This window comes from Methylomonas sp. Uni0009 (genome assembly GCF_054188105.3).
The window spans coordinates 3,747,933-3,766,255 of sequence record NZ_JBTAFN010000001.1 but is presented as its reverse complement, the minus strand read 5'-3'; the positions used below and the strand labels follow the sequence as shown (position 1 = coordinate 3,766,255).

The following is an 18,323-nucleotide window of genomic DNA, read 5'->3' as shown; positions in this document are numbered from 1 at the left end:
AGCTACATCTCATTGAGTGCATGCAAGCGCTGGTAATCGCTCGTGGTGTCGACATCCAGTTCCGCTTCCAGCAACGGCACTTTTACCAGTGAGTCTTCGAAGCGTAGTAACAAGGGCTTAGCTCCCCGGTCGCCGGTCAAGCTGGCTAGCTGGTCAAAATAAGCAGCCGGAAGCACGGCCGGCACGCCAAACGATTCCGCATACTGACTGACGACGATGCGCTCCGGCGCGTTTTGCCAAGCGCTAAGCAAACTTTGCAGATGCGCGGCGTTGATCAAGGGTTGGTCGCACAGCATCAACAATACCGCGTTAGCCGTGTCCGGCACAGCCTGGATACCAGCCCGAATCGAACCGGCCATACCGTCCGCCCAATCCAGATTCAATACCACCTCACTACCGCTCAAATCGACCGCGGCTTTTATCGCCTCAGCATTTGCGCCCAATACCACCACCGTCCGCTCCGCCAACACGACTTGCGCATTGGCAAGCGCATGCGCCAGTAATGGACGCTCCTGCCAAATCAGTAATTGCTTGGGGCTGCCCATCCGGCTGGAGGCACCGGCCGCCAGTATGACGGCATGCACATTATCCATGGCTGCATGCATGTTTGAGCGCAACCGGCTCTATCCCCTGTTGCCAGCCGCTACGGCCGTTGAACTGGGCCTGAATGCCGGCCACGATGGACAAGGCAATCTCTTCCGGAGGTTGCGCGCCGATGTCCAAACCGAACGGGCGGAACACCCGTTCGACTATCAGTGCCGTGTTGTCGCCCAGACTTTGCAGTAACCGTTGTTTGCGATGCGCCGGACCCAGCAAACCGACCAACTCGCCGGTTTGGGTAATCAACATGCGCGCGCCGGTCTTTTGGTAGGTCGAGCCAAAGGTTTGTTGCCAAAAATTGGCGTGCGTTTTTTAGTGGATGATTCCTGCACTGACTATTCCTATAAAGAGATTGCCGCTCGAGCAGTTAAAAACTGACTAGGGTTTTGTCCGCGACTTATTGACGGCCTCCAAGCACAAAAGGCATAAGGTGTGGAAACTCAAGCCTTGGCTTTTTTATCCTTGCGGATGCCCCGAACCGCATACGTCCTGGCTTTATCTTTGGCGGTTTCCGCAAAGAAGGTCTTCCATGTCTCGCCGCCTCTATCGGCAATTGCCGTCGAAATATCCTTAAATAAACTGATACCTTCCAACACCATTGTCGGGGTAAAACCATAATCGTGGGTGAGATAGTAACTGATGCTCATCAGATAGGTTTTTTCTCTACTCATGAGCTTGATCAGACGCTGCTTTTGTTTATCGTAGACATAGTAAGAGGTCAGCGCCAGCAGGCTCAGGCCAAAAAATTTCGTCCACAACAAAATGTAGGCATCGTCTTCATAGAGCTTCTGACCCTTGTTCAAAATGGCATCGGTTTTATTCATATGTATCCTCGGTGAAAGTGTCGGGCATCTTAATTTAAGTTTGAAAATTTTGTGTTGGAAATATTGGATAGTGTCGTCATAACACAGCCGCCCAAAGCGCAATACCGCGTAACTACAAGGCTGCCAAGAACCAAGCGGTGTTTTTAGCTTAACCCGTAGCTATGCCATGCCATCGCCTTAAATGCAAAAAACGTCTTCTCCACCTGATGGCAAAGGCGATTAGAGGAATCAACCTTTTCTGGGACTGAGTGATTTTCGTCAGCAATTGGCAGATGACTAAAGCTCCGGCGAGGCTGGTCGTCGATTGCCGACGAAGTCATGATACGCATGAGAACGCTGGATTTTTATTTCGGAATTCGTTCCCAACCTTCGTTCCAGCACCCTGATTTTTAAGCACCCAGCTTGGTATATCACTACCCAAACTGATGACTTTTACCCTTACGGCGCAAACTCAAAGCTGCCGCCCAAAATCTCTTAAATAAAATAAGGGATATAACCCAAAATACGCGAAATAACACACCCTGCATAGCGTAATAGCCATCTAAAACCCCAAAAAACCGCCACACTTATTACTACTCCACCCTATCAAACAAAACAGCTTATCCCATTGTTTTATATGAACATAACCATAAAAAAACACTAGCAACCCACGCTCAAATATATTTTGGCAGATGTTTTGCTTTATAAATAGTGCTGCACCCTCCTGGGCGCAGCCACCAAGTCGCCACACTCGTCGCAAGGCGGGGCCGGAAAGCTGCGGATCTGATTCAGATAGTCGAGCTGCCTCTTATGAGCGGGTAAGAGAAGGGTCTAGCCGGTCGAGATTCATACACCGACAACTACCCATAGCGCTCGCTCACTGGTCAGGAATAGTTTGTTGTATCTCCTGATTAGCTAAACCCGTTGTTTAACTCACTACGCAAGCAAGCCCGGTATTTAAAACTCTTTTGGACTGTCTCTCTCGCAACCATAGCGTAGCGTGATCAATCCAGGAATATTGAAATACATAGCGGTTTTAAGGCTGTTCAAATTGCGCGGGAATCCATTGGCCCAGCACTTACCGTAAGCAAAGGACCGGAAAGTAAGAGCCTGGCATCGCGGCATCCGGCGCATGTGCGTTAGGCAACGACTCGCAAAGGGAATTGCGAAACATTGAATGTCGCCGGTAAAACCTACCGGTAAAAATCTTCGTCTTACTATGAAAGGAATTGAAATATGTCTGTTAACACGAAACATGCGCCTGCCTTGAAAAAGGTGGCTGCAACACTTGCTATTTCACTTTTAGGCCTCGGCAATGTACAAGCCGAGACCGTAAACGGCACCATCTATAAAACCGTCGACCCGGTTCACGGCGCCGGCACCACAATCGATTTCTACTCGTTCTCCTTGTCGTCAGCTGCCAATGTGATAATCGATGTCCTGGCGAATGAAGGCTACGCAGCGGGCTGGGGCGCGCATCCCGGCGCGTATGTCGATATAAACGGCGACGGCGAACTAACACTGGCAGATAGCCAATTCCGCATTTTTCAGGACACAGTCTCACTGACTACCGAAATCGTCAGCGGCGACGACAGTCCAGCCTACACCATACCCGGCAATACCGGCGGATGGGCCGATGGCAGCTTGTTGAGCCGAGACTCCTACCTGGCGACTGCATTGGACGTGGGCAATTACATTATTGCTTTTGGCGATTACTCTCTGACCATCGAAGAAGCCGTACTGGGCTTCAACAAGGGCGACACCATCACCGGTGCGACCGGCGTCAACCCGATAACGGGCGCCACCGGTCAGGATCATTTCGACTATCAAATTACCCTGACCGCCACCGACTACGTCACCGGAGCCAGCCTGCCTTTGACCATCACCGGCGAGGGTGTTAGCGCAGTGCCGGTGCCAGGGGCCGTTTGGTTATTCGGTTCTGCACTAATGGGATTCGGTGTATTCGGCAAACGCCGCACCGCGTAAACCCCGGCAAACAAGAGCGAAAAGGTCAGCCGACATCAGCTGTCGACTCACCCCTCGCAATGCATGTCTAAACCCTTTGGAGATGTCTATCTTTTGGCTGCCAGGCCCGAAATACTCAGACAAATCCAAATTAAACAGCAACTTAAATCTACCACAATCGTAAGCAACGATGTGGTAGATATTGGAGACACTCAAAAATGAACATCGATTTACAAACTATTTTTAAAATCACCCTATCCTCCGCCGCGCTAACCCTTGCCGTTGCTCAACCTGCTGCGGCGGCTTGGTCAGGTGCCGATAACACTCTCGAGCTGGGCACCAGCATCTCAAACCCCAGTTTTAATTCCAGCAATTTGGGCTTCGCGGGCAATCCGTCTCTGTCCAATGATGGCTGGGGCATGCAAGGTGCATTTACCAACTTTTATTTAAGCTCATCAGCCCAATCCGTGACTGTCGACGCGCGTTCGTCCGCGGCAAACTTTCCGGCTTTTTCAATTTTCAGAACCAATGTGGCTTATTCGGGTGAAACGGTCGGCGTCGACTCACCGGCTGAGCTAACCGGCCAAATTCACAAATTTAACTCGGTGGGCCAAGCCGGCGATCCAGGCATAATGTGGGCAACCGGCGCGGACGGCATTGTCGAAACCCTGGGCTACGTCAGCTCCTCAAGCAAAAACTACGTTAACTCTTTCGGCGGTGTCATCGACTCCGGCGCCCACGATGTCAGTATCGACGACCTTTATGAAACCGGCGTATCCGGCACTATAGGCGTCACCGGCAACCCTGCTTTTGCCAACACCAAAAGATTCGCGACCTTGACACTGAACGACTTGCAAGCTGGCTGGTATGCCGTGTTCGTCGGCGGTGCAGACGTCCTCGGAAGCAGTGCCGGCATCTCTTTGAACATTTCCGCGTCGGCCGCCCCTTCTACCTACACACCAGCGGCAGTGCCAGTACCCTCCGCTGTCTGGCTGTTCGGTACGGCACTGGCCGGCTTTATAGGCAGAGGCAGAGGCAGAGGCAAACGCAACGCTAAAGCGTAAGCCAACACCCAGCAGATAAGCCGATGTTCCTATAAAAAAAGGAAGCTTGGCGAGGGACTTCGCCAAAGGAATAAAGGATGGCCGATAAATTACGCTTTGTGATTTATCGGCCTTTTTTATAGTTTGAGCCCGCTGATGCGGGCGTTTTGGCCGTATTTGTTGCCAACCAACCATTTCTCAGTGGAGTTTCACCATGACATTGTTTCGTCATAGCCAATTAGCGATTGTTTTAGCCGGAGGTGTACTGCTCAGTTTCAGCGCCGCCGCGGTCGAATTGGCACTAGGGCCCATGCCGATAAGCCTGAAGCATTTGCCCGTTCCGCCTGTTCCCGGCCTACTGGACGGCCCGGACCCTATTGTCGTCAACAAGAATGCCGCGATTGCCTTGGGCAAAGCGCTGTTCTGGGATACTAACGTGGGTAGCGACGGCATGGCCTGTGCGTCCTGCCACTTTCACGCCGGCGCCGACGGCAGAGTAAAAAATCAGCTTGCTCCGGGCGGCCAATCCAGCCCCTTAAGCGATCAAACATTCAGCAATGCCATGACGGGTGGGTCTTTGGGACCCAATCATACCCTCAGCATTGGCGACTTTCCGTTACATCAAAGGGAAGATCCATTCCAAGAACATTCTGCGGTCCTCTACGACACCGACAATGTAGTCGGTTCGTCCGGTACTTTCGGTGGTGAATTCAGAGCCGTGGACCGCTACACAGCGCCAAACGACACCTGCAGCCGCAGCGTCGACAGCCTGTTTCATGCCGGCGCGGTCGGCACCCGCAAAGTCACGCCGCGCAATGCGCCCAGCGTGATCAATGCGGTGTTTAATCATCGCAATTTTTGGGACGGCCGCGCCAACAATGTGTTTAACGGCAGCAGCCCTTGGGGCGACCGAGATCCCGACGCCGGCGTCTGGGTAAAACAGAATGCCACGACGCTAATTAAGCAGCGCCTGCATTTAATCAATTCCTCGCTGGCGTCATTAGCGGTAGCTCCACCGCAAAACACTACCGAAATGGCCTGCCGTAACCGGACCTTGATGGAACTCGGTAGAAAGCTGCTTTTACGCCGCCCGTTGCAAAACCAAAAAGTACATCCTGAAGACAGTGTACTGGGACCTTACAGCCTCAATACCAAACCCGGCACGAACACTCTGTATAAGCTGCTGATCATGCAGGCATTCAATCCCAAATACTGGTCGTACAGCGGTAACCCGCCAATTCCGGCCCCCAAAGGGTTGGCGCCCTATAATCAAACCGAAGCCAACTTTGGCATGTTTTTCGGCCTAGCCATCCAACTCTATGAAAGCACATTAATTTCGGACGAATCGCCCTTCGACAACAGCGCCCGCGACACTGGCAATCAACCCATAGAACTCAGCGCGTCGGAATTGAACGGCTTAAAACAATTCCGAAAAAATCAGTGCGCGCTCTGCCATTTAGGACCCAACTTCAGCGCGGCGTCGATCAACGCCAATGCGGCCATTGCCAAAACCCATCCGGAAGCCTTCGGCGAACCGACTTTCTTCATCAGCGCATCCACCAATGTGGTCAATCGCATACCTTTGCTTATCAAAAACGCTCCGGTTACCGCATTTTTCGATACCGGCTTTTCTTCCACAGGCGTCACCGAAGAAACAGCCGATATTGGCACAGGCGGCGTCGACGACTTTGGCAACCCGCTATCGTTCAGCCGACAATATTTACAACATTTGGCGGGCAATAATGCCGCTGTACTGGATGAAGATGTCACCAAAGTGAGAGCCTGCGATTTTCAGGAAGCCCTTGCTCTAAATATCAAACTGCCTTATTCGCTGCCGAGCTTGTTTACCATCACCGACGGCATAAGACCCCAGCCACAAAGCACGGAGAACTGTTTCCTGCCCGCAAACAATGCCTTTTTGCCCACGACCGCTGCCGCTTTAGCGGAGTTGAACAAGCCCAATACCCGGAAAATGGTAGCGTCTGTCGACTCGACATTTAAAATCCCCTCGCTACGCAATATCGAGTTAACCGGACCATACATGCACAACGGCAGCATGGCCACGCTGGAACAAGCGATCGAATTTTATTCGCGAGGCGGAAATTTTGCCTACGACAGCAAACAAGTTACTCGGGTATTTCCGCAGCCCAATCTACAACTGGATGCGCAAAACCGCGCTGACCTGATCGCCTTCCTGAAAACCTTGACCGATGAAAGAGTCCGCTACGAAAAAGCCCCCTTTGACCACCCCGAAATCAAAATACCCCACGGCCATGTTGGCGTGGAGCAGACAGTAAGCGGCGGTAATCCGCTGGGAGCCGTTCTGGGTAAAGATGAATTTCTGACCATTGACGCGGTGGGCGCCCAAGGCAATTCATCGCCTATACAGCCTTTCGAAGCGTATTTGGCACCCTAACGCGGTTTAAATTTCAGCCCACAGTCACCGGCTAAGGCCGGTGACTTCCGCACCATGCAAGGCTAAAAAGTGAATAACAGCGCCTTAGCTAAGCCACACCGTTATGCATGGCAAGAAAACTAGCAAACACCGGCTTCTGAAAAGGGGGATTCCTAGAAAATAGCCCCTATTTATCGGCAAAAAGCCGCAATAAATCATTCCCGTAATTTGTCCACGCTCAGCGCTGGGGCATTCTCAGTCGGCAGCATGCACATTATCCAGATCTGCAAGCATGTTTTATCGCAACCGGCTCTTTCCCCAGTTGCAAGCCGCTACGACCGTTAAGCTGGGCCTGAATGCCGGCCACGATGGACAAGGCAATCTCTTCCGGGGTTTGCGCGCCGATGTCCAAACCGACCGGGCCGAATACCCGTTCGGCTATCAGCGCGGCATCGTCGCCCAAGCTGTGCAGCAACCGCTGTTTGCGATGCGCCGGACCCAGCAGACCGATAAACGCCGCCCGACACTGGACGATGGCTTGCAAGTAGCGTTGGTCGTATTCGACGTTGTGCGTCATCATCATGATGGCGTTGAAGCGATGCAAATCCAGATGAGCCGCCACCTGTTCCGGAGTCAGATGCAATAACTGATCGGCTAAAGGAAAGCGCTCGGGCTTGATATGCGCGGGCCGGTGATCGACCAAGGTCACGCGCCACCCCAAGGATTTGGCGTAGTTCACCAGCGGTATCGCGTCGGCACCGGCACCGAATATCAGCAACTGCCAAGGCGGTTGCACCGGATCGTAAAAGACTTTGATGTCTAGGCCGTCAAGCGGATGAGTTTCGATGCGCGGTTTTTGTTGCAAGGCCGTTCGCAGCGCCGCTGTGGCGAAGGGGAACGGCGCGCTGGATAATATCGGCTGTTCCCCGACAATGGCGGCCGGCAAGAACTGGCTGCGCCCTGCCGGAAAATCCGCATGCGCGGACTCGAACACCGTAACCAATACTCCATGCGCTTGCGCTTCGGCGGCTTCGACCAGCAGATTCAAGGGACTAAATTCTTGCTCAGCTTTCAATAATTGCAGCAATACCCTAACCGCGCCGTTACAACCCAGGCCCAAACCCCAGATCGCGTCTTCGCCGGAACGCATATCGTAAAACAGGGTTTTGGCTGCGCCGGTTGCGAACACCGAAGCAGCCTGCTCCACCAAGTCCCGCTCGAAGCAGCCACCACCCAACAAACCGACCAACTCCCCGGTCTGGGTAATCAGCATCCGCGCCCCGGCCTTTTGGTAGGTCGAGCCAAAGGTTTCGATAATGGTCGCCAGTACGCTGTCGGCGCCGTCGCGTTGCAATTGCCGATAGGCTTCGAGCAGATGATTGATTTTATTGGCCATGATTTACTCGATTGCGGGTGTGCCGGCGATTGTACTAGCCATATCAACTCCAGCTCAAATCGGTACGCAACAGCGGCAATTGCCTAACCCGCACGCCGGTGGCGGCGAAGATCGCATTGCACACCGCCGGCGTCATCTTCTCTGTTTATATTTAGGTTAAACAGCTTCGCTCATATCGGACATTCGTAGCCATCAGCGTCGGGACCGCCATACCACTTTACGCGCAGACGAACCGCTCGAGTTTCAAACTTCTTACGGGCAATTCATCGTGACCACACGCGGACTACTTTGCCGTTAACCTAACGTCGCCCCACCATCAATCACTAAATCCTGAAGAGTGATATGTCCGGCTCGATCCGACAACAGAAACGCCACGGCGTGAGCTATATCGTCCGGTTGGGCCAGTTTGCCGAGCGGAATCCCCAGCCGATGTTGCGCCAAGCATCCTTCGATGACTTGCGCGGCGCTACCGGCACCGGCGCTCCAGAAGCGGCGCTGCATGTCGGTTTCGGTGGAGCCCGGCGACACCAGATTGCAACGAATGCCGTATTGCGCCAGTTCCAAGCCTAAACAGCGGGTGAATTGCGCGGCGGCTGCCTTGGATGCAGCGTAGGCCGCCATACCGGTCCGGGGCGTCGATGCAGCATTGGAACCAACCGTCACGATAGCCCCGCGCCGCCGCTCGCGCATCCGACGAGCTACCGCGCGGCTTAGCGCAAATACACCATGACAGTTTACGGCAAAGCTTTCCAGCCAGTCCTCGTCACTGGCATCCACTACATGACCGGGAAGCAGCACGCCGGCGACATTCACCAGATAGTCGATTTCACCGATTTCCGCTTCCACGCCGGCGATCGCGGCCTCGATGCCGGCGTGGTCGCGTAAATCCAGCGCCAGCGGATATAGCCCCGGCATCGACTCGTAAACCTTACGCAAGGCGTCGGCGTCGATGTCGGCCGCAACCACGGTCAAGCCCTCGCCGGCCAACACGGCGGCTACCGCCTGGCCGATGCCGCGCGCGGCACCACTTACCAGTGCAACGCCGGGGCGCAAACCGAATCCGGCGCTAGGTGACGACTGTCTTGCCGATTTCATGATTCGGCCGTGGCAACCGGCGTAAGACAATCCGCCGTGGTTGTCGATGCCCCCTGCGACGCGCCGAAGCGGTGTAAGCCGGCCAGCAAGCACAAGCTCACGCAGGTGACACCTGCCGCCAGCCAGCCGGCGCGTTCAAAATGCTGCAATACCGCGCCATCCCCGCCGGTCATCAAGCCCGCGCACCAGGCTGCTAAACCGGATGCGGCCTCGGTGCTCGCGGTATTCACCGCCATGTAGCGGCCCCGCAACGGTGGCGGCACTCTGCCAATCAGCCAAACCGAGGCCGGAATAGACCGAGTGGAGGTTAAAGCCATAAACAACACAAACACCAGCGTCGTTTGCCATAACGGCCCTGGTTGTAACTGAGTCAACCACAGATGCGGAATGATGCTGGCGACCATCAATACAGCCAGAATCCCGGCGGCACCGAAACGATCCACCGCACGGCCAATACCGCGCGCCACTACGAAAGTCGCCAATCCGGCGCAAAGATAAATCCAGGACAAATCACGTAAATCAACACCCAATGTGCCGTTCAAGTGCGCGCCCAGATAAGGCACGATCAGAAAACCGGCAAAAACGATGCAAAAGCTCAACACCCAACCCAAGGCCAGTGCCGGCGAACGCAAACTCCCGCGCCCGGCACCGACACTAACGGGTGATCGGGGTAAGGCCCGGTACAATCTTAGCCACCACAAGGCAGACAGTGCCGCAACCGCTAAAAAAGGAATTCGCCAGCCGCCCAACGCCGCCAATCCCAGGCCCGCGGGCACACCGATCACGGCACACACGCCGAAGGCCGACATAATGGTACCGATGGCCTGGCCGCGGCGCTCGGGCTCGATGCGGTCGGCTATCATCGCCATCATGGTGGCGTTCATCAACCCGGCGCAAGCACCCGCTAACGCCCGCGCGATCAGCAATTCGCCGAATTGCCCCGCAAAACCGCAAGCCAGCGTGGCGACCACAAATCCGGCGTATAAGGCCAACAAGGTGCGCTTGCGGTCGCTGCGATCAATCCATCGACCGCCGACCAGACTGGTCAGCGCCGAGACCAGCGTATAGACACCAACCAGGGATCCGAAGCGCGCCGGACCCATGTCGAAATCGCGCATCAGCGCCGCGCCCAGCGGCATCAGCACCATATAATCAAGTAAAAGCGTGAATTGAAGTACCGCAAACAACAGCACTAAACGACGCTCCGCCACGCTAGCCGACGCTTCGGCGGACGGGCCCACCGAAGCCATGCTCACAGGAAAAGGCTGCGCTTGCGGCAACGGCAAATCGGCTGGTCTTACCGGCACGACGACAGGTGTACCGTCGGGTGTGGTCAGGATATGGCTATCGATGCCGTAAAGCTGCCGCAATAAAACCGGATTCAATACATCCACCGGGGAACCGCAGGCCGCTAGTCGGCCTTGATCCAAGGCCACCAACCAATCCGCATGGCGCGCGGCAACCAGGTCGTGCATCACCACGACCACGGTGCGACCGGCATCCGCCAACGCCCGCAACAAGGCGATCAATTCCAGCTGGTGCCCGGGATCAAGCATGCTGCCGGGTTCATCCAGCAGCAGGACCGGCGTGGACTGGGTCAGCATCATCGCTATCCACGCGCGTTGCCGCTGCCCGCCGGAAAGTTTGTCCAACGGCTGTCCAGCCAATTCCGTCAGATCGGTAAGACGCAAGGCCTCGCAACGGGCGGCCTCGTCTTCTGCTGACCAGCTCGCCATCCAATGCCGATGCGGGTGGCGTGCCAGCGCTAGCAAATCGTTTACCCTCAATCCGACCGGCGCTTGCGGAAACTGCGGTAAAAAACCCACGCTACGTGCCAAGTCGGCGTTCGAGAATAGTCGCAAATCGTCTTCGCCCAGCTGGATACATCCTGAATCGGCTTGATGCAGACGAGCCAGGCAACGCAGCAAGGTACTCTTGCCGCAACCGTTGGCGCCGACAATGGCAGTCACCCGTCCGGCCGGAATTTGCAGGCTGAGGTCGCGCAATACGGGTTCCGCACCATAGCCGGCGATTACTTGGTCAACCCGAAACTCCAACATTACCCGGCTCCATAAGCTTTCGGCCGCATCAGCAACCACAATAAAAAAGGACCACCCAAAAAACCGGATACGACGCCGACGGGCACTTCGACCGGCGCGGCCGCTATGCGCCCGAGCAAGTCTGCACCCGTGACCAGTACCGCGCCGATACTGGCGGAACACCATACCGGTATGCCGCCGTCCGGCGACAATCGCTGTGCCAGCATCGGCGCGGCGAGCGCGACGAAACCAATCGGCCCGCCGACGCCCACCGCGACGCCCGCCAGCGCAGCGGCCAGCATCAGCACGGTTAAGCGCAGCTGACCTAAATTGACACCCAAACCGCGAATACTGTCGTCGTGCAAACATAACAGCACCAAAGCGCGGGAGATGACCCAACAGGCAGTGAGCAAGATACCGAGCAGCGCCGCAGCCACCGTGACCACAGGCCAGGCGCGCCCGGCTAAACTACCGACACTAAACGCATACAGACCGGTGGCATGGAAGATGGGCAATGTCGCCAAGGCAATGTCAAAGCCGGCGCGCAGTAAACTGGCAATGCCCAGCCCGACCACGAGGACCCGGTAACCCCGCGTACCCACGCCGCCGGCGGCCAGCAAGGTGAATACAGCGGTGATCAGCGCACCCGCCACCGCACACCACCACGGGCCCAACAAACCGGACGGGTTTAGCATCAAACTCAGGGCCAACGCCAGTAACGCACCGTCGTTGATTCCCAAAACATCGGGGCTGGCCAAGCGATTACGCGTCAAGTTTTGCAGTAAGGCGCCGGCGGCGCCGAGCCCGATGCCAACCACGAGTGCCGCACATAAGCGCGGCAAGCGAAATTGCGTGACCAGCGTGAACAGCCAGTCGGACCCAGGGCCAAACAAGCCGGCATACACTTGCGATGCCGACAAGCGTGGCGTGCCGGCAACCAGCGCGGCATACGCCAGCACCAGCAATAGCGGTATCGGCGCTAGGCGGCGAACAGCCTTGGTCATCGCTCACTTCCGGCCGGCATTAAGCCCAGTGTGGCGTCGCGATTTACCATCCAGATCAGCAAGGGCGCGCCGATGCCGGCCAATACGGCGCTAACTGGAACTTCGAACGGGGCAAGCAACAAGCGCGAGCTTAAATCAGCCGACAGCATCAGCGCGGACCCCAGCAAAATAGAATAGGGAAGTTGGGAGGCGATCGTCACGCCGGCCAGCGTCCTGGCGCAATACGGAGCGATTAATCCCAAAAACGGAATAGGACCAGCGAGTGCTACGCTTGTGCCGGTCAACAGTGCCACGACCGTCACCGCCCCCACCCTAGCCGGAGCGGGTCCCTGCCCAAGCGCGCGCGCCAAATCATCGCCCAAGGCCAGCGCCGATAACGGGCGCACCAGCGCCATGGCCGCCGTCAGACCGACGCCTATCAGCACCAGACCGGGCCAAAGTAATCCGGCATGCGGATGGGCTAAGGAACCCAACAACCAAAACCGATAACGATCCAGATAGGCGGTGCTGACCAAGGCCAGCCACGCCGTCAGACTATGGCAGGTGGCGGTGAGCGCCAATCCGGCCAACACCAGCCGTAAAGGCGATGTCTGGCCGCCGCCGGCACGCGCCAACAGCAACACCAAAAGACTGCCCAAGCTTGCCCCACCCAGGGCCCAGCCGATCTGCGCAGCAGGACTTTGCCCGGCAAACCAAGCGATACCGAGTGCCACCCCAAGTGCGGCGCCACTGTTGACACCCAACAACCCGGTTTCAGCGAGTGGATTGCGCGTGACGGTCTGCAACAAAACCCCGGCTGCGCCCAATGCCGCACCCAGGGCCAAGGCCTTAAGCAGGCGGGGCAGCCGCAATTCGCCCAATACCAGATCGACATGGGCGTCGCCGGACGCCCCTAGCAGCCAATGCAGACTGTCTTGCCAGCCGACACCACCTGCGCCAAAGCTTAACGATGCGAAGGCCAACAACAGCACGGAAAGTGGCAGCAAAACACCTAAAAGGGCGGCTTTAGGCGCCTTCACGATCCGCTCTCCACCGCGTCAAATGCCGATACCACATCTTCAAGGAGCGTTTTGGCAGCCAGCGGACCACCGATGACCGTCCATAAAGCCGCATCCACTTCGCGCACTCGATGCAGCCGCGCTGCCCGCAATTCCGCAAAAGCCGGTTCGTCTCGCAAGGCAGCGACGCCGTGCGGATCCGGTGCAAAATTACCGATGAACAACCAATCGCCGTCGATATCGGCCAATACTTCCCGGCTTAACGGCGCTCCATGTCCGGCACCGGGTTGACGTTGGGCAGGAGGCCGAGTCAAACCCAAATCTGTCAGAACCCGCCCGGCAAACGCATCGCCCAGCATATACATGGGGCCGTTAGGCGTAAGTCTGACAATGCTCACCGATTCACCCCAGTGCGCTTTCAGTTGCTCTCGCAGGCGGGCAGCCAGCGTACGATACTCTTCGAGTACTTGCGAACCGGCCTGCTGCCGACCCACCGCATCCGCAATACGCCTCACGCTGTCTTGCCAGTGTTCACCAGGATAAAAGCTGACTACGGTCGGCGCAATCGCGCGTAGTTGCTCCAGGAATGCAGGATCGCTCTGACCGCCGGCCAAGATCAAATCCGGGCGTAGCGCGACGATGCGGTCCAAAGACGGCTGGGCGAAATCACCTACGCTGTCTATCCCATTCACCCGTCCCCCCAAATAGCGCGGCGGGTGCTGGCTGCCGCGACCGTTGCTGGCACCGACAGGCCGGAGACCAAGCGCCAGCGCGGCATCCAAATCCAACTCGCTCAACGCCACCACACGTTGCGCCGCTTGTGGCACGCTTACCGGTCGGCCGATGGCATCGATTAACTCACGAGCCCCCTGTTCCGGCGTAGCCGGCGGTGGGCCATCGCATGCTGCCAATATTAATATCAGCACAATCCTTACCCTAAACATAGGTCTTTTCATGTATTCCCATCCATGCAGCGGTGCCGCTCGTCGTGGTAATCCTCTTCACTCCAACCCCGACACCAATAGGGCACTGTATAAAGAGACGCGGGGGATAAACCTCGTTCGCGCAGCAGGTATTGGCGAATGGCCAGCACAGAGGCACTCTCGCCGGCTATCGTTGCGAATACCCGTGCCTCCGCCGGCCAACGGATTTGGCGGACGGCGCCCGTCAGCGGGCTCGAAGCGCGCGCATGCAGCCACTGCAACTGCACGCCCGGCGGATACTGCAACGCCAGTTGATCCGCCGCGTCAGGCACTTCGATCAAGGCTGCTCCGCTTGCCTTGGCCGGTAGGGTTTCCAGTACCGCCGCGATAGCCGGCAGGGCGGTTAAATCGCCGGCCAACAAATGAAAATCGGCCGCGGCACTCGACAACGGGGGACCGCCCACGCCGGCAAGACCGATAATGTCGCCGATTGCGGCACGGATGGCCCAGCGCGAACCGGGACCGTCGTCGCCGTGCAGCACGAAATCGACATCAAGCAAATTCTCGGCAAAATCGACGCGGCGCAGGCTATAGGCTCGCGCTACGGACCGGAAGCCGTCCGGCCACTGCGCGTCGTCGGTCGAGTTCGCGCCTGAAACAGGTAGCAGCAATTTGAGATGCGCGCCTGGCCCAGCATGAACGATGTCTTGCAAGGCCTCGCCGTGAAAACGGATTCGGCGTAAACGCGGACCCAAACTGAGTGTTTCCCGTACAGTTAAGCGCTGAGGGATGCGGGTAGACCGGCTACGATGCGTACTAAGGGTCGTCATGCAAAAAATCGAGTGGTTAAGCTGACGTGGGATTATACGGTCGTTCACGGGCTAACTGGGACGCGGGGCCGTGGATTGAACGGCTGGCAAAACAGCATGCATTTTTTGCAAAGATAGCTTAACAACGAGCGCGCAAGCTGCCAGGGGGAGTGCCAAATTGGCGCCGGAAAGCCGTTGCGAAGTTGCCGGCGTTGGTGTAACCGGCCAAATGCGCCGCTTCGCTGACGCTGACACCGTCGCATTCCAATGCGTGGCGCGCATGATCCAGCAGCCGGCGACGCTGATACGCGAACACACTACTGCCGGTGTATTGGCGAAAGTAGCGCTGCAGGGTACTGGGACTCATGCCGATGTGCTCGGCCAAGGCCTGCATCGACCAGCCGTCGCCCTCTCCGCTATCGAGAAAGGCGCAAAATTCGGCCAATCGCCGCCGTTCGCGCGGCCTAAGCACGCACTCCGGCTCCCGGTGGCCGTCCGTCAGCGCCCCCAAGGACTCGGCGGCAATATCCAAGCAGCGACTTTCCAAGCATAGGCTCATCAGCGGCGTGCCGGAGGCGCACAATTCGAACACGCTAGCCGCCAAAGTCCGCAAGCGCGCAGACAATCGCCACTGCTGTGCCGCCAGATGGGTACCGCGCAAGTGGTTCAGCCCCGGGTGTGCGGATAGTACGTGTTCGTGCTCGGCCAGCCAGCGGGTACCAAACGCCAAACTCACCACCTTCCGCCGCGCGCCGCGCCGCAACTGACGGGAAAAGCACTCGCGCCGACTTAAAGCGACGACCAGTCCGCGACGATCGCCGCCTGCGCCTAACAAAAAACGTTGATCGCCGTAGCTTACATCGGCTTCGCCAGCCAGCGGCAACACGATCAACAGCCCCGGCTGCAACGTTCCCGTCACTTCCATATCGAGTTCGTCTCGCACATCTGAGGCGTACAGCGACAAATCCGGCTGCAGCTGAAACTCCCGCAGCCGACCACTGACTATCGGGGAGCCGCTGGGAGCCAAGGATACAGCCGCACCTCCAGGGGTGCTTAGACCCGGTCGCGACAGGGCCGAGCAGTCGATCTTGGATGAGGTGATAGTTGATAGCCGATTCATAGGATTTTGCCCGAGTGATTCATGAATGATGTTCCAAGCCTTCATCTGCGCGGCCCGCAAAGGAATCCGGTTCCCCCGCAAACGCACGTATTTGCTTTGAGTCGGATAATAGCAGCCACTAATATTAATGTAAATCATTCTTATTTGAAGACCAATCATGAAAACCAGCTCCCCTGTCGGTTCGAAACTTACCCTCCCCTTAACTTTCTTTTTACTCGCGGCAACCGAATACTCGGTGGCCGGGTCAAATGAAACGGACACGGATAAGACTGTCGTCATGGACACGATTAACGTGACCGGTAAAGCGGTCAAAACTGATAAAGACACCGAAACGGTGGAAGACACACCCTCGACGTCGATCAAGGACGTATTCGAAAAAAATATCTCGGTCGGCGTCGGCGGCCCTACCGCGACATCTCAAAAGGTGTTTGTCAACGGCATCGAGGAAACCAATCTCAACGTACAGATAGACGGTGCCCGGCAGGTAAACAATATATGGCATCACAACGCCAACCTGCTGATCGACCCCGGCGTGCTAAAAGCGGTCAGCGTGGATGCCGGCGTAGCAGCGGCGGACGCCGGCCCCGGCGCGCTAGGTGGCTCTTTGCGCTACGAAACCAAAGACGTCGATGACATGTTGCAGCCCGGACGAGATTACGGTGCGTTTTTAAGCGGCGGCTTCGCCAGCAACCTAGACACCTTTACCAAATCCGGCGCTGCCTACGGGCGGTATCGCAATGTCGAAGCCATGGGCTATGCCTCGCACGCCGAAGGCGGCAACTACGACGCCGGCAATGGTGATCCAGTCCAGGGCACCGGCACCAACCTGTTGAGCGCGTTAGGAAAACTAGCTTATACAGCGGAGGGCGGACACCGTTTCGAGGCCTCGGCTCAGCATCTTTCGGATGACGAAATTCGACCGTTCCGCGCCAATTTCGCCGCAGTGCGTGGTCAGACCTTATTGTCGGAAAATATCTTCAACCGCAATACCGCCAACTTCAAGTACAGCACCCGGCAGCCGAGCAAGTTTTACGATCCGGAGGTCCGCTTTTACTATAACGATACCTCGCTTTCCCGACCGAATCGGAACGGCGGATTTCGTCCCGGCTATTTCGATTCCACCATCGAAAGCGTCGGGGCGACGGCGTTGAACCGCGTCAAAACGCCGTTGGGCGAACTCAGCGCCGGCATGGATTTTTATCAGGATCGGGCGCTAACCGATAACTTTCGCGATGCTTCGATGACCGAAACGGCCCGAAATTTAGGCGGATTCGCGCAATTACGCGGTGAGCCCGCCGACTGGCTTAAATTTTCCGGCGGCGTCCGCCTTGATTCTCAAGAATTCGAATCGGTAGACCGGAAACTGTTCGACAATACCGGCGCCAGCCCCAACGTGTCTATCGGCATCACACCCTTGCCGGACTTGACGCTGAACGGCAGTTATTCCTATGTCTTCGGCGGCATCCAGCTGGCCGAAGCGGCACTCTTCCACACCATGCCGTATTCGGCTTATTCCGCCGATCTTGCCGCGCAACGCTCCACCAACGCCAAGGCCGGGCTCAGTTACCGCTTGGCAAGGGTTAAGTTTGAGGGCGAAGTGTTTTCGACCCGAATCCAAAATACGCCGGCATATCAAGAGGGCGACGACAGTTTCGTCCGGGTTAACGGCCCGGCAGTCAAGACCGAAGGCTTGAATCTAGGCGTAGGCTATCAACGCGCAAATGCCGATTTCGGCGCGCATTACACCAATACCGAAGTCAGCTACGATCATTCTCAACTCGGCACACTGGCGTTCTACTTAGGCTCGCCCGTCGGCGAAATCATCAAGCTGCACGCCGCCTATGCGTGGCCGGAACTAGGTATAAAAACCGGGGTAAGTTCGGAAATCGCCCTGAAGTACCGCTTCGCACAGGATTCGGGCAATCGCGATCTCAACGGCTATCACACCTACAACGTATTTGCCCAATGGCAGCCGAATTTTTACCGCGGCCTGACGCTGCGCGCCGAAGTCAACAATCTCACCGATGAGGACTATACCGATCGCTACACCGCCGGTACTGCAGTTGGATTCATTACGCCGCTGCAAAATCCTGGCCGTAGCGTACTAGTTTCAACCAGACTGGAGTTCTGAAT

General features: G+C 56.8%; 15 protein-coding genes and 1 riboswitch. Of the genes, 4 read left to right on the top strand and 11 right to left on the bottom strand.

The window, feature by feature from the left end:
- Window positions 1-2: 2 nt before the first annotated feature.
- The 3 genes from ACWAU0_RS17310 to ACWAU0_RS17300 form a co-directional block, all read right to left on the bottom strand.
- A complete protein-coding gene (locus ACWAU0_RS17310) occupies window positions 3-593 on the bottom strand; it encodes a nucleotidyltransferase family protein (protein ID WP_458137407.1) in 591 nt (196 codons plus the stop codon).
- The gene (locus ACWAU0_RS17305; protein ID WP_458137406.1) at window positions 586-849 is read right to left on the bottom strand and encodes an XdhC family protein; all 264 of its coding nucleotides are present in this window, start codon (window positions 847-849) and stop codon (window positions 586-588) included. The genes ACWAU0_RS17310 and ACWAU0_RS17305 overlap by 8 nt, the downstream gene beginning before the upstream one ends.
- Before the next feature lie 191 nt (window positions 850-1,040).
- Window positions 1,041-1,424 (bottom strand): hypothetical protein, encoded by a 384-nt coding sequence (locus ACWAU0_RS17300; RefSeq protein WP_101052259.1) that lies wholly within the window; start codon window positions 1,422-1,424, stop codon window positions 1,041-1,043.
- Between the two features lie 713 nt (window positions 1,425-2,137).
- Window positions 2,138-2,212, top strand: a riboswitch (cyclic di-GMP riboswitch).
- A gap of 427 nt (window positions 2,213-2,639) precedes the next feature.
- Between ACWAU0_RS17300 and ACWAU0_RS17295 the strand changes: the two genes are divergently transcribed.
- From ACWAU0_RS17295 to ACWAU0_RS17285, 3 genes are all read left to right on the top strand, one after another.
- Window positions 2,640-3,389, top strand: coding sequence for a hypothetical protein (locus ACWAU0_RS17295; protein WP_171695518.1), 750 nt, complete (start codon window positions 2,640-2,642; stop codon window positions 3,387-3,389).
- Between the two features lie 197 nt (window positions 3,390-3,586).
- The gene (locus ACWAU0_RS17290; protein WP_458137405.1) at window positions 3,587-4,432 is read left to right on the top strand and encodes a hypothetical protein; all 846 of its coding nucleotides are present in this window, start codon (window positions 3,587-3,589) and stop codon (window positions 4,430-4,432) included.
- 193 nt (window positions 4,433-4,625) lie between these two features.
- On the top strand, window positions 4,626-6,827 hold the full coding sequence (locus tag ACWAU0_RS17285) for a cytochrome-c peroxidase (protein WP_458137404.1): 2,202 nt from the start codon (window positions 4,626-4,628) through the stop codon (window positions 6,825-6,827).
- A gap of 253 nt (window positions 6,828-7,080) precedes the next feature.
- On the opposite strand, the gene ACWAU0_RS17280 is transcribed toward ACWAU0_RS17285, so the two are convergent.
- From ACWAU0_RS17280 to ACWAU0_RS17245, 8 genes are all read right to left on the bottom strand, one after another.
- Window positions 7,081-8,202, bottom strand: coding sequence for an XdhC family protein (locus tag ACWAU0_RS17280; RefSeq protein WP_458137403.1), 1,122 nt, complete (start codon window positions 8,200-8,202; stop codon window positions 7,081-7,083).
- A 294-nt stretch (window positions 8,203-8,496) separates the two neighbouring features.
- Window positions 8,497-9,297, bottom strand: a complete 801-nt coding sequence (locus tag ACWAU0_RS17275) for a 2,3-dihydro-2,3-dihydroxybenzoate dehydrogenase (protein ID WP_458137402.1) — start codon at window positions 9,295-9,297, stop codon at window positions 8,497-8,499.
- Window positions 9,294-11,357: an MFS transporter gene (locus tag ACWAU0_RS17270; RefSeq protein ID WP_458137401.1), complete on the bottom strand. Its 2,064-nt coding sequence runs from the start codon at window positions 11,355-11,357 to the stop codon at window positions 9,294-9,296. Before ACWAU0_RS17270 ends, ACWAU0_RS17275 begins: the two co-directional genes overlap by 4 nt.
- Window positions 11,357-12,340 (bottom strand): FecCD family ABC transporter permease, encoded by a 984-nt coding sequence (locus ACWAU0_RS17265; protein ID WP_458137400.1) that lies wholly within the window; start codon window positions 12,338-12,340, stop codon window positions 11,357-11,359. Before ACWAU0_RS17265 ends, ACWAU0_RS17270 begins: the two co-directional genes overlap by 1 nt.
- The gene (locus ACWAU0_RS17260) at window positions 12,337-13,359 is read right to left on the bottom strand and encodes a FecCD family ABC transporter permease (RefSeq protein ID WP_171695524.1); all 1,023 of its coding nucleotides are present in this window, start codon (window positions 13,357-13,359) and stop codon (window positions 12,337-12,339) included. The genes ACWAU0_RS17265 and ACWAU0_RS17260 overlap by 4 nt, the downstream gene beginning before the upstream one ends.
- Window positions 13,356-14,294, bottom strand: a complete 939-nt coding sequence (locus ACWAU0_RS17255) for an ABC transporter substrate-binding protein (RefSeq protein WP_171695525.1) — start codon at window positions 14,292-14,294, stop codon at window positions 13,356-13,358. The genes ACWAU0_RS17260 and ACWAU0_RS17255 overlap by 4 nt, the downstream gene beginning before the upstream one ends.
- A complete protein-coding gene (locus ACWAU0_RS17250) occupies window positions 14,291-15,091 on the bottom strand; it encodes a siderophore-interacting protein (RefSeq protein ID WP_171695526.1) in 801 nt (266 codons plus the stop codon). Before ACWAU0_RS17250 ends, ACWAU0_RS17255 begins: the two co-directional genes overlap by 4 nt.
- 118 nt (window positions 15,092-15,209) lie before the next feature.
- Window positions 15,210-16,190, bottom strand: a complete 981-nt coding sequence (locus tag ACWAU0_RS17245; RefSeq protein ID WP_171695527.1) for a helix-turn-helix transcriptional regulator — start codon at window positions 16,188-16,190, stop codon at window positions 15,210-15,212.
- Between the two features lie 277 nt (window positions 16,191-16,467).
- On the opposite strand from ACWAU0_RS17245, the gene ACWAU0_RS17240 reads away from it, so the two are divergent.
- Window positions 16,468-18,321 (top strand): TonB-dependent receptor domain-containing protein, encoded by a 1,854-nt coding sequence (locus tag ACWAU0_RS17240; RefSeq protein WP_523070815.1) that lies wholly within the window; start codon window positions 16,468-16,470, stop codon window positions 18,319-18,321.
- The last annotated feature ends 2 nt before the right edge of the window (window positions 18,322-18,323 follow it).

Excerpts from the sequence above, each read along its gene's own strand:
- ACWAU0_RS17310 (WP_458137407.1), bottom strand. The coding sequence starts at position 593 with ATGGATAATGTGCATGCCGTCATACTGGCGGCCGGTGCCTCCAGCCGG.
- ACWAU0_RS17305 (WP_458137406.1), bottom strand. The coding sequence starts at position 849 with ATGTTGATTACCCAAACCGGCGAGTTGGTCGGTTTGCTGGGTCCGGCG.
- ACWAU0_RS17300 (WP_101052259.1), bottom strand. The coding sequence starts at position 1,424 with ATGAATAAAACCGATGCCATTTTGAACAAGGGTCAGAAGCTCTATGAA.
- ACWAU0_RS17295 (WP_171695518.1), top strand. The coding sequence starts at position 2,640 with ATGTCTGTTAACACGAAACATGCGCCTGCCTTGAAAAAGGTGGCTGCA.
- ACWAU0_RS17290 (WP_458137405.1), top strand. The coding sequence starts at position 3,587 with ATGAACATCGATTTACAAACTATTTTTAAAATCACCCTATCCTCCGCC.
- ACWAU0_RS17285 (WP_458137404.1), top strand. The coding sequence starts at position 4,626 with ATGACATTGTTTCGTCATAGCCAATTAGCGATTGTTTTAGCCGGAGGT.
- ACWAU0_RS17280 (WP_458137403.1), bottom strand. The coding sequence starts at position 8,202 with ATGGCCAATAAAATCAATCATCTGCTCGAAGCCTATCGGCAATTGCAA.
- ACWAU0_RS17275 (WP_458137402.1), bottom strand. The coding sequence starts at position 9,297 with ATGAAATCGGCAAGACAGTCGTCACCTAGCGCCGGATTCGGTTTGCGC.
- ACWAU0_RS17270 (WP_458137401.1), bottom strand. The coding sequence starts at position 11,357 with ATGTTGGAGTTTCGGGTTGACCAAGTAATCGCCGGCTATGGTGCGGAA.
- ACWAU0_RS17265 (WP_458137400.1), bottom strand. The coding sequence starts at position 12,340 with ATGACCAAGGCTGTTCGCCGCCTAGCGCCGATACCGCTATTGCTGGTG.
- ACWAU0_RS17255 (WP_171695525.1), bottom strand. The coding sequence starts at position 14,294 with ATGAAAAGACCTATGTTTAGGGTAAGGATTGTGCTGATATTAATATTG.
- ACWAU0_RS17250 (WP_171695526.1), bottom strand. The coding sequence starts at position 15,091 with ATGACGACCCTTAGTACGCATCGTAGCCGGTCTACCCGCATCCCTCAG.
- ACWAU0_RS17245 (WP_171695527.1), bottom strand. The coding sequence starts at position 16,190 with ATGAATCGGCTATCAACTATCACCTCATCCAAGATCGACTGCTCGGCC.
- ACWAU0_RS17240 (WP_523070815.1), top strand. The coding sequence starts at position 16,468 with ATGGACACGATTAACGTGACCGGTAAAGCGGTCAAAACTGATAAAGAC.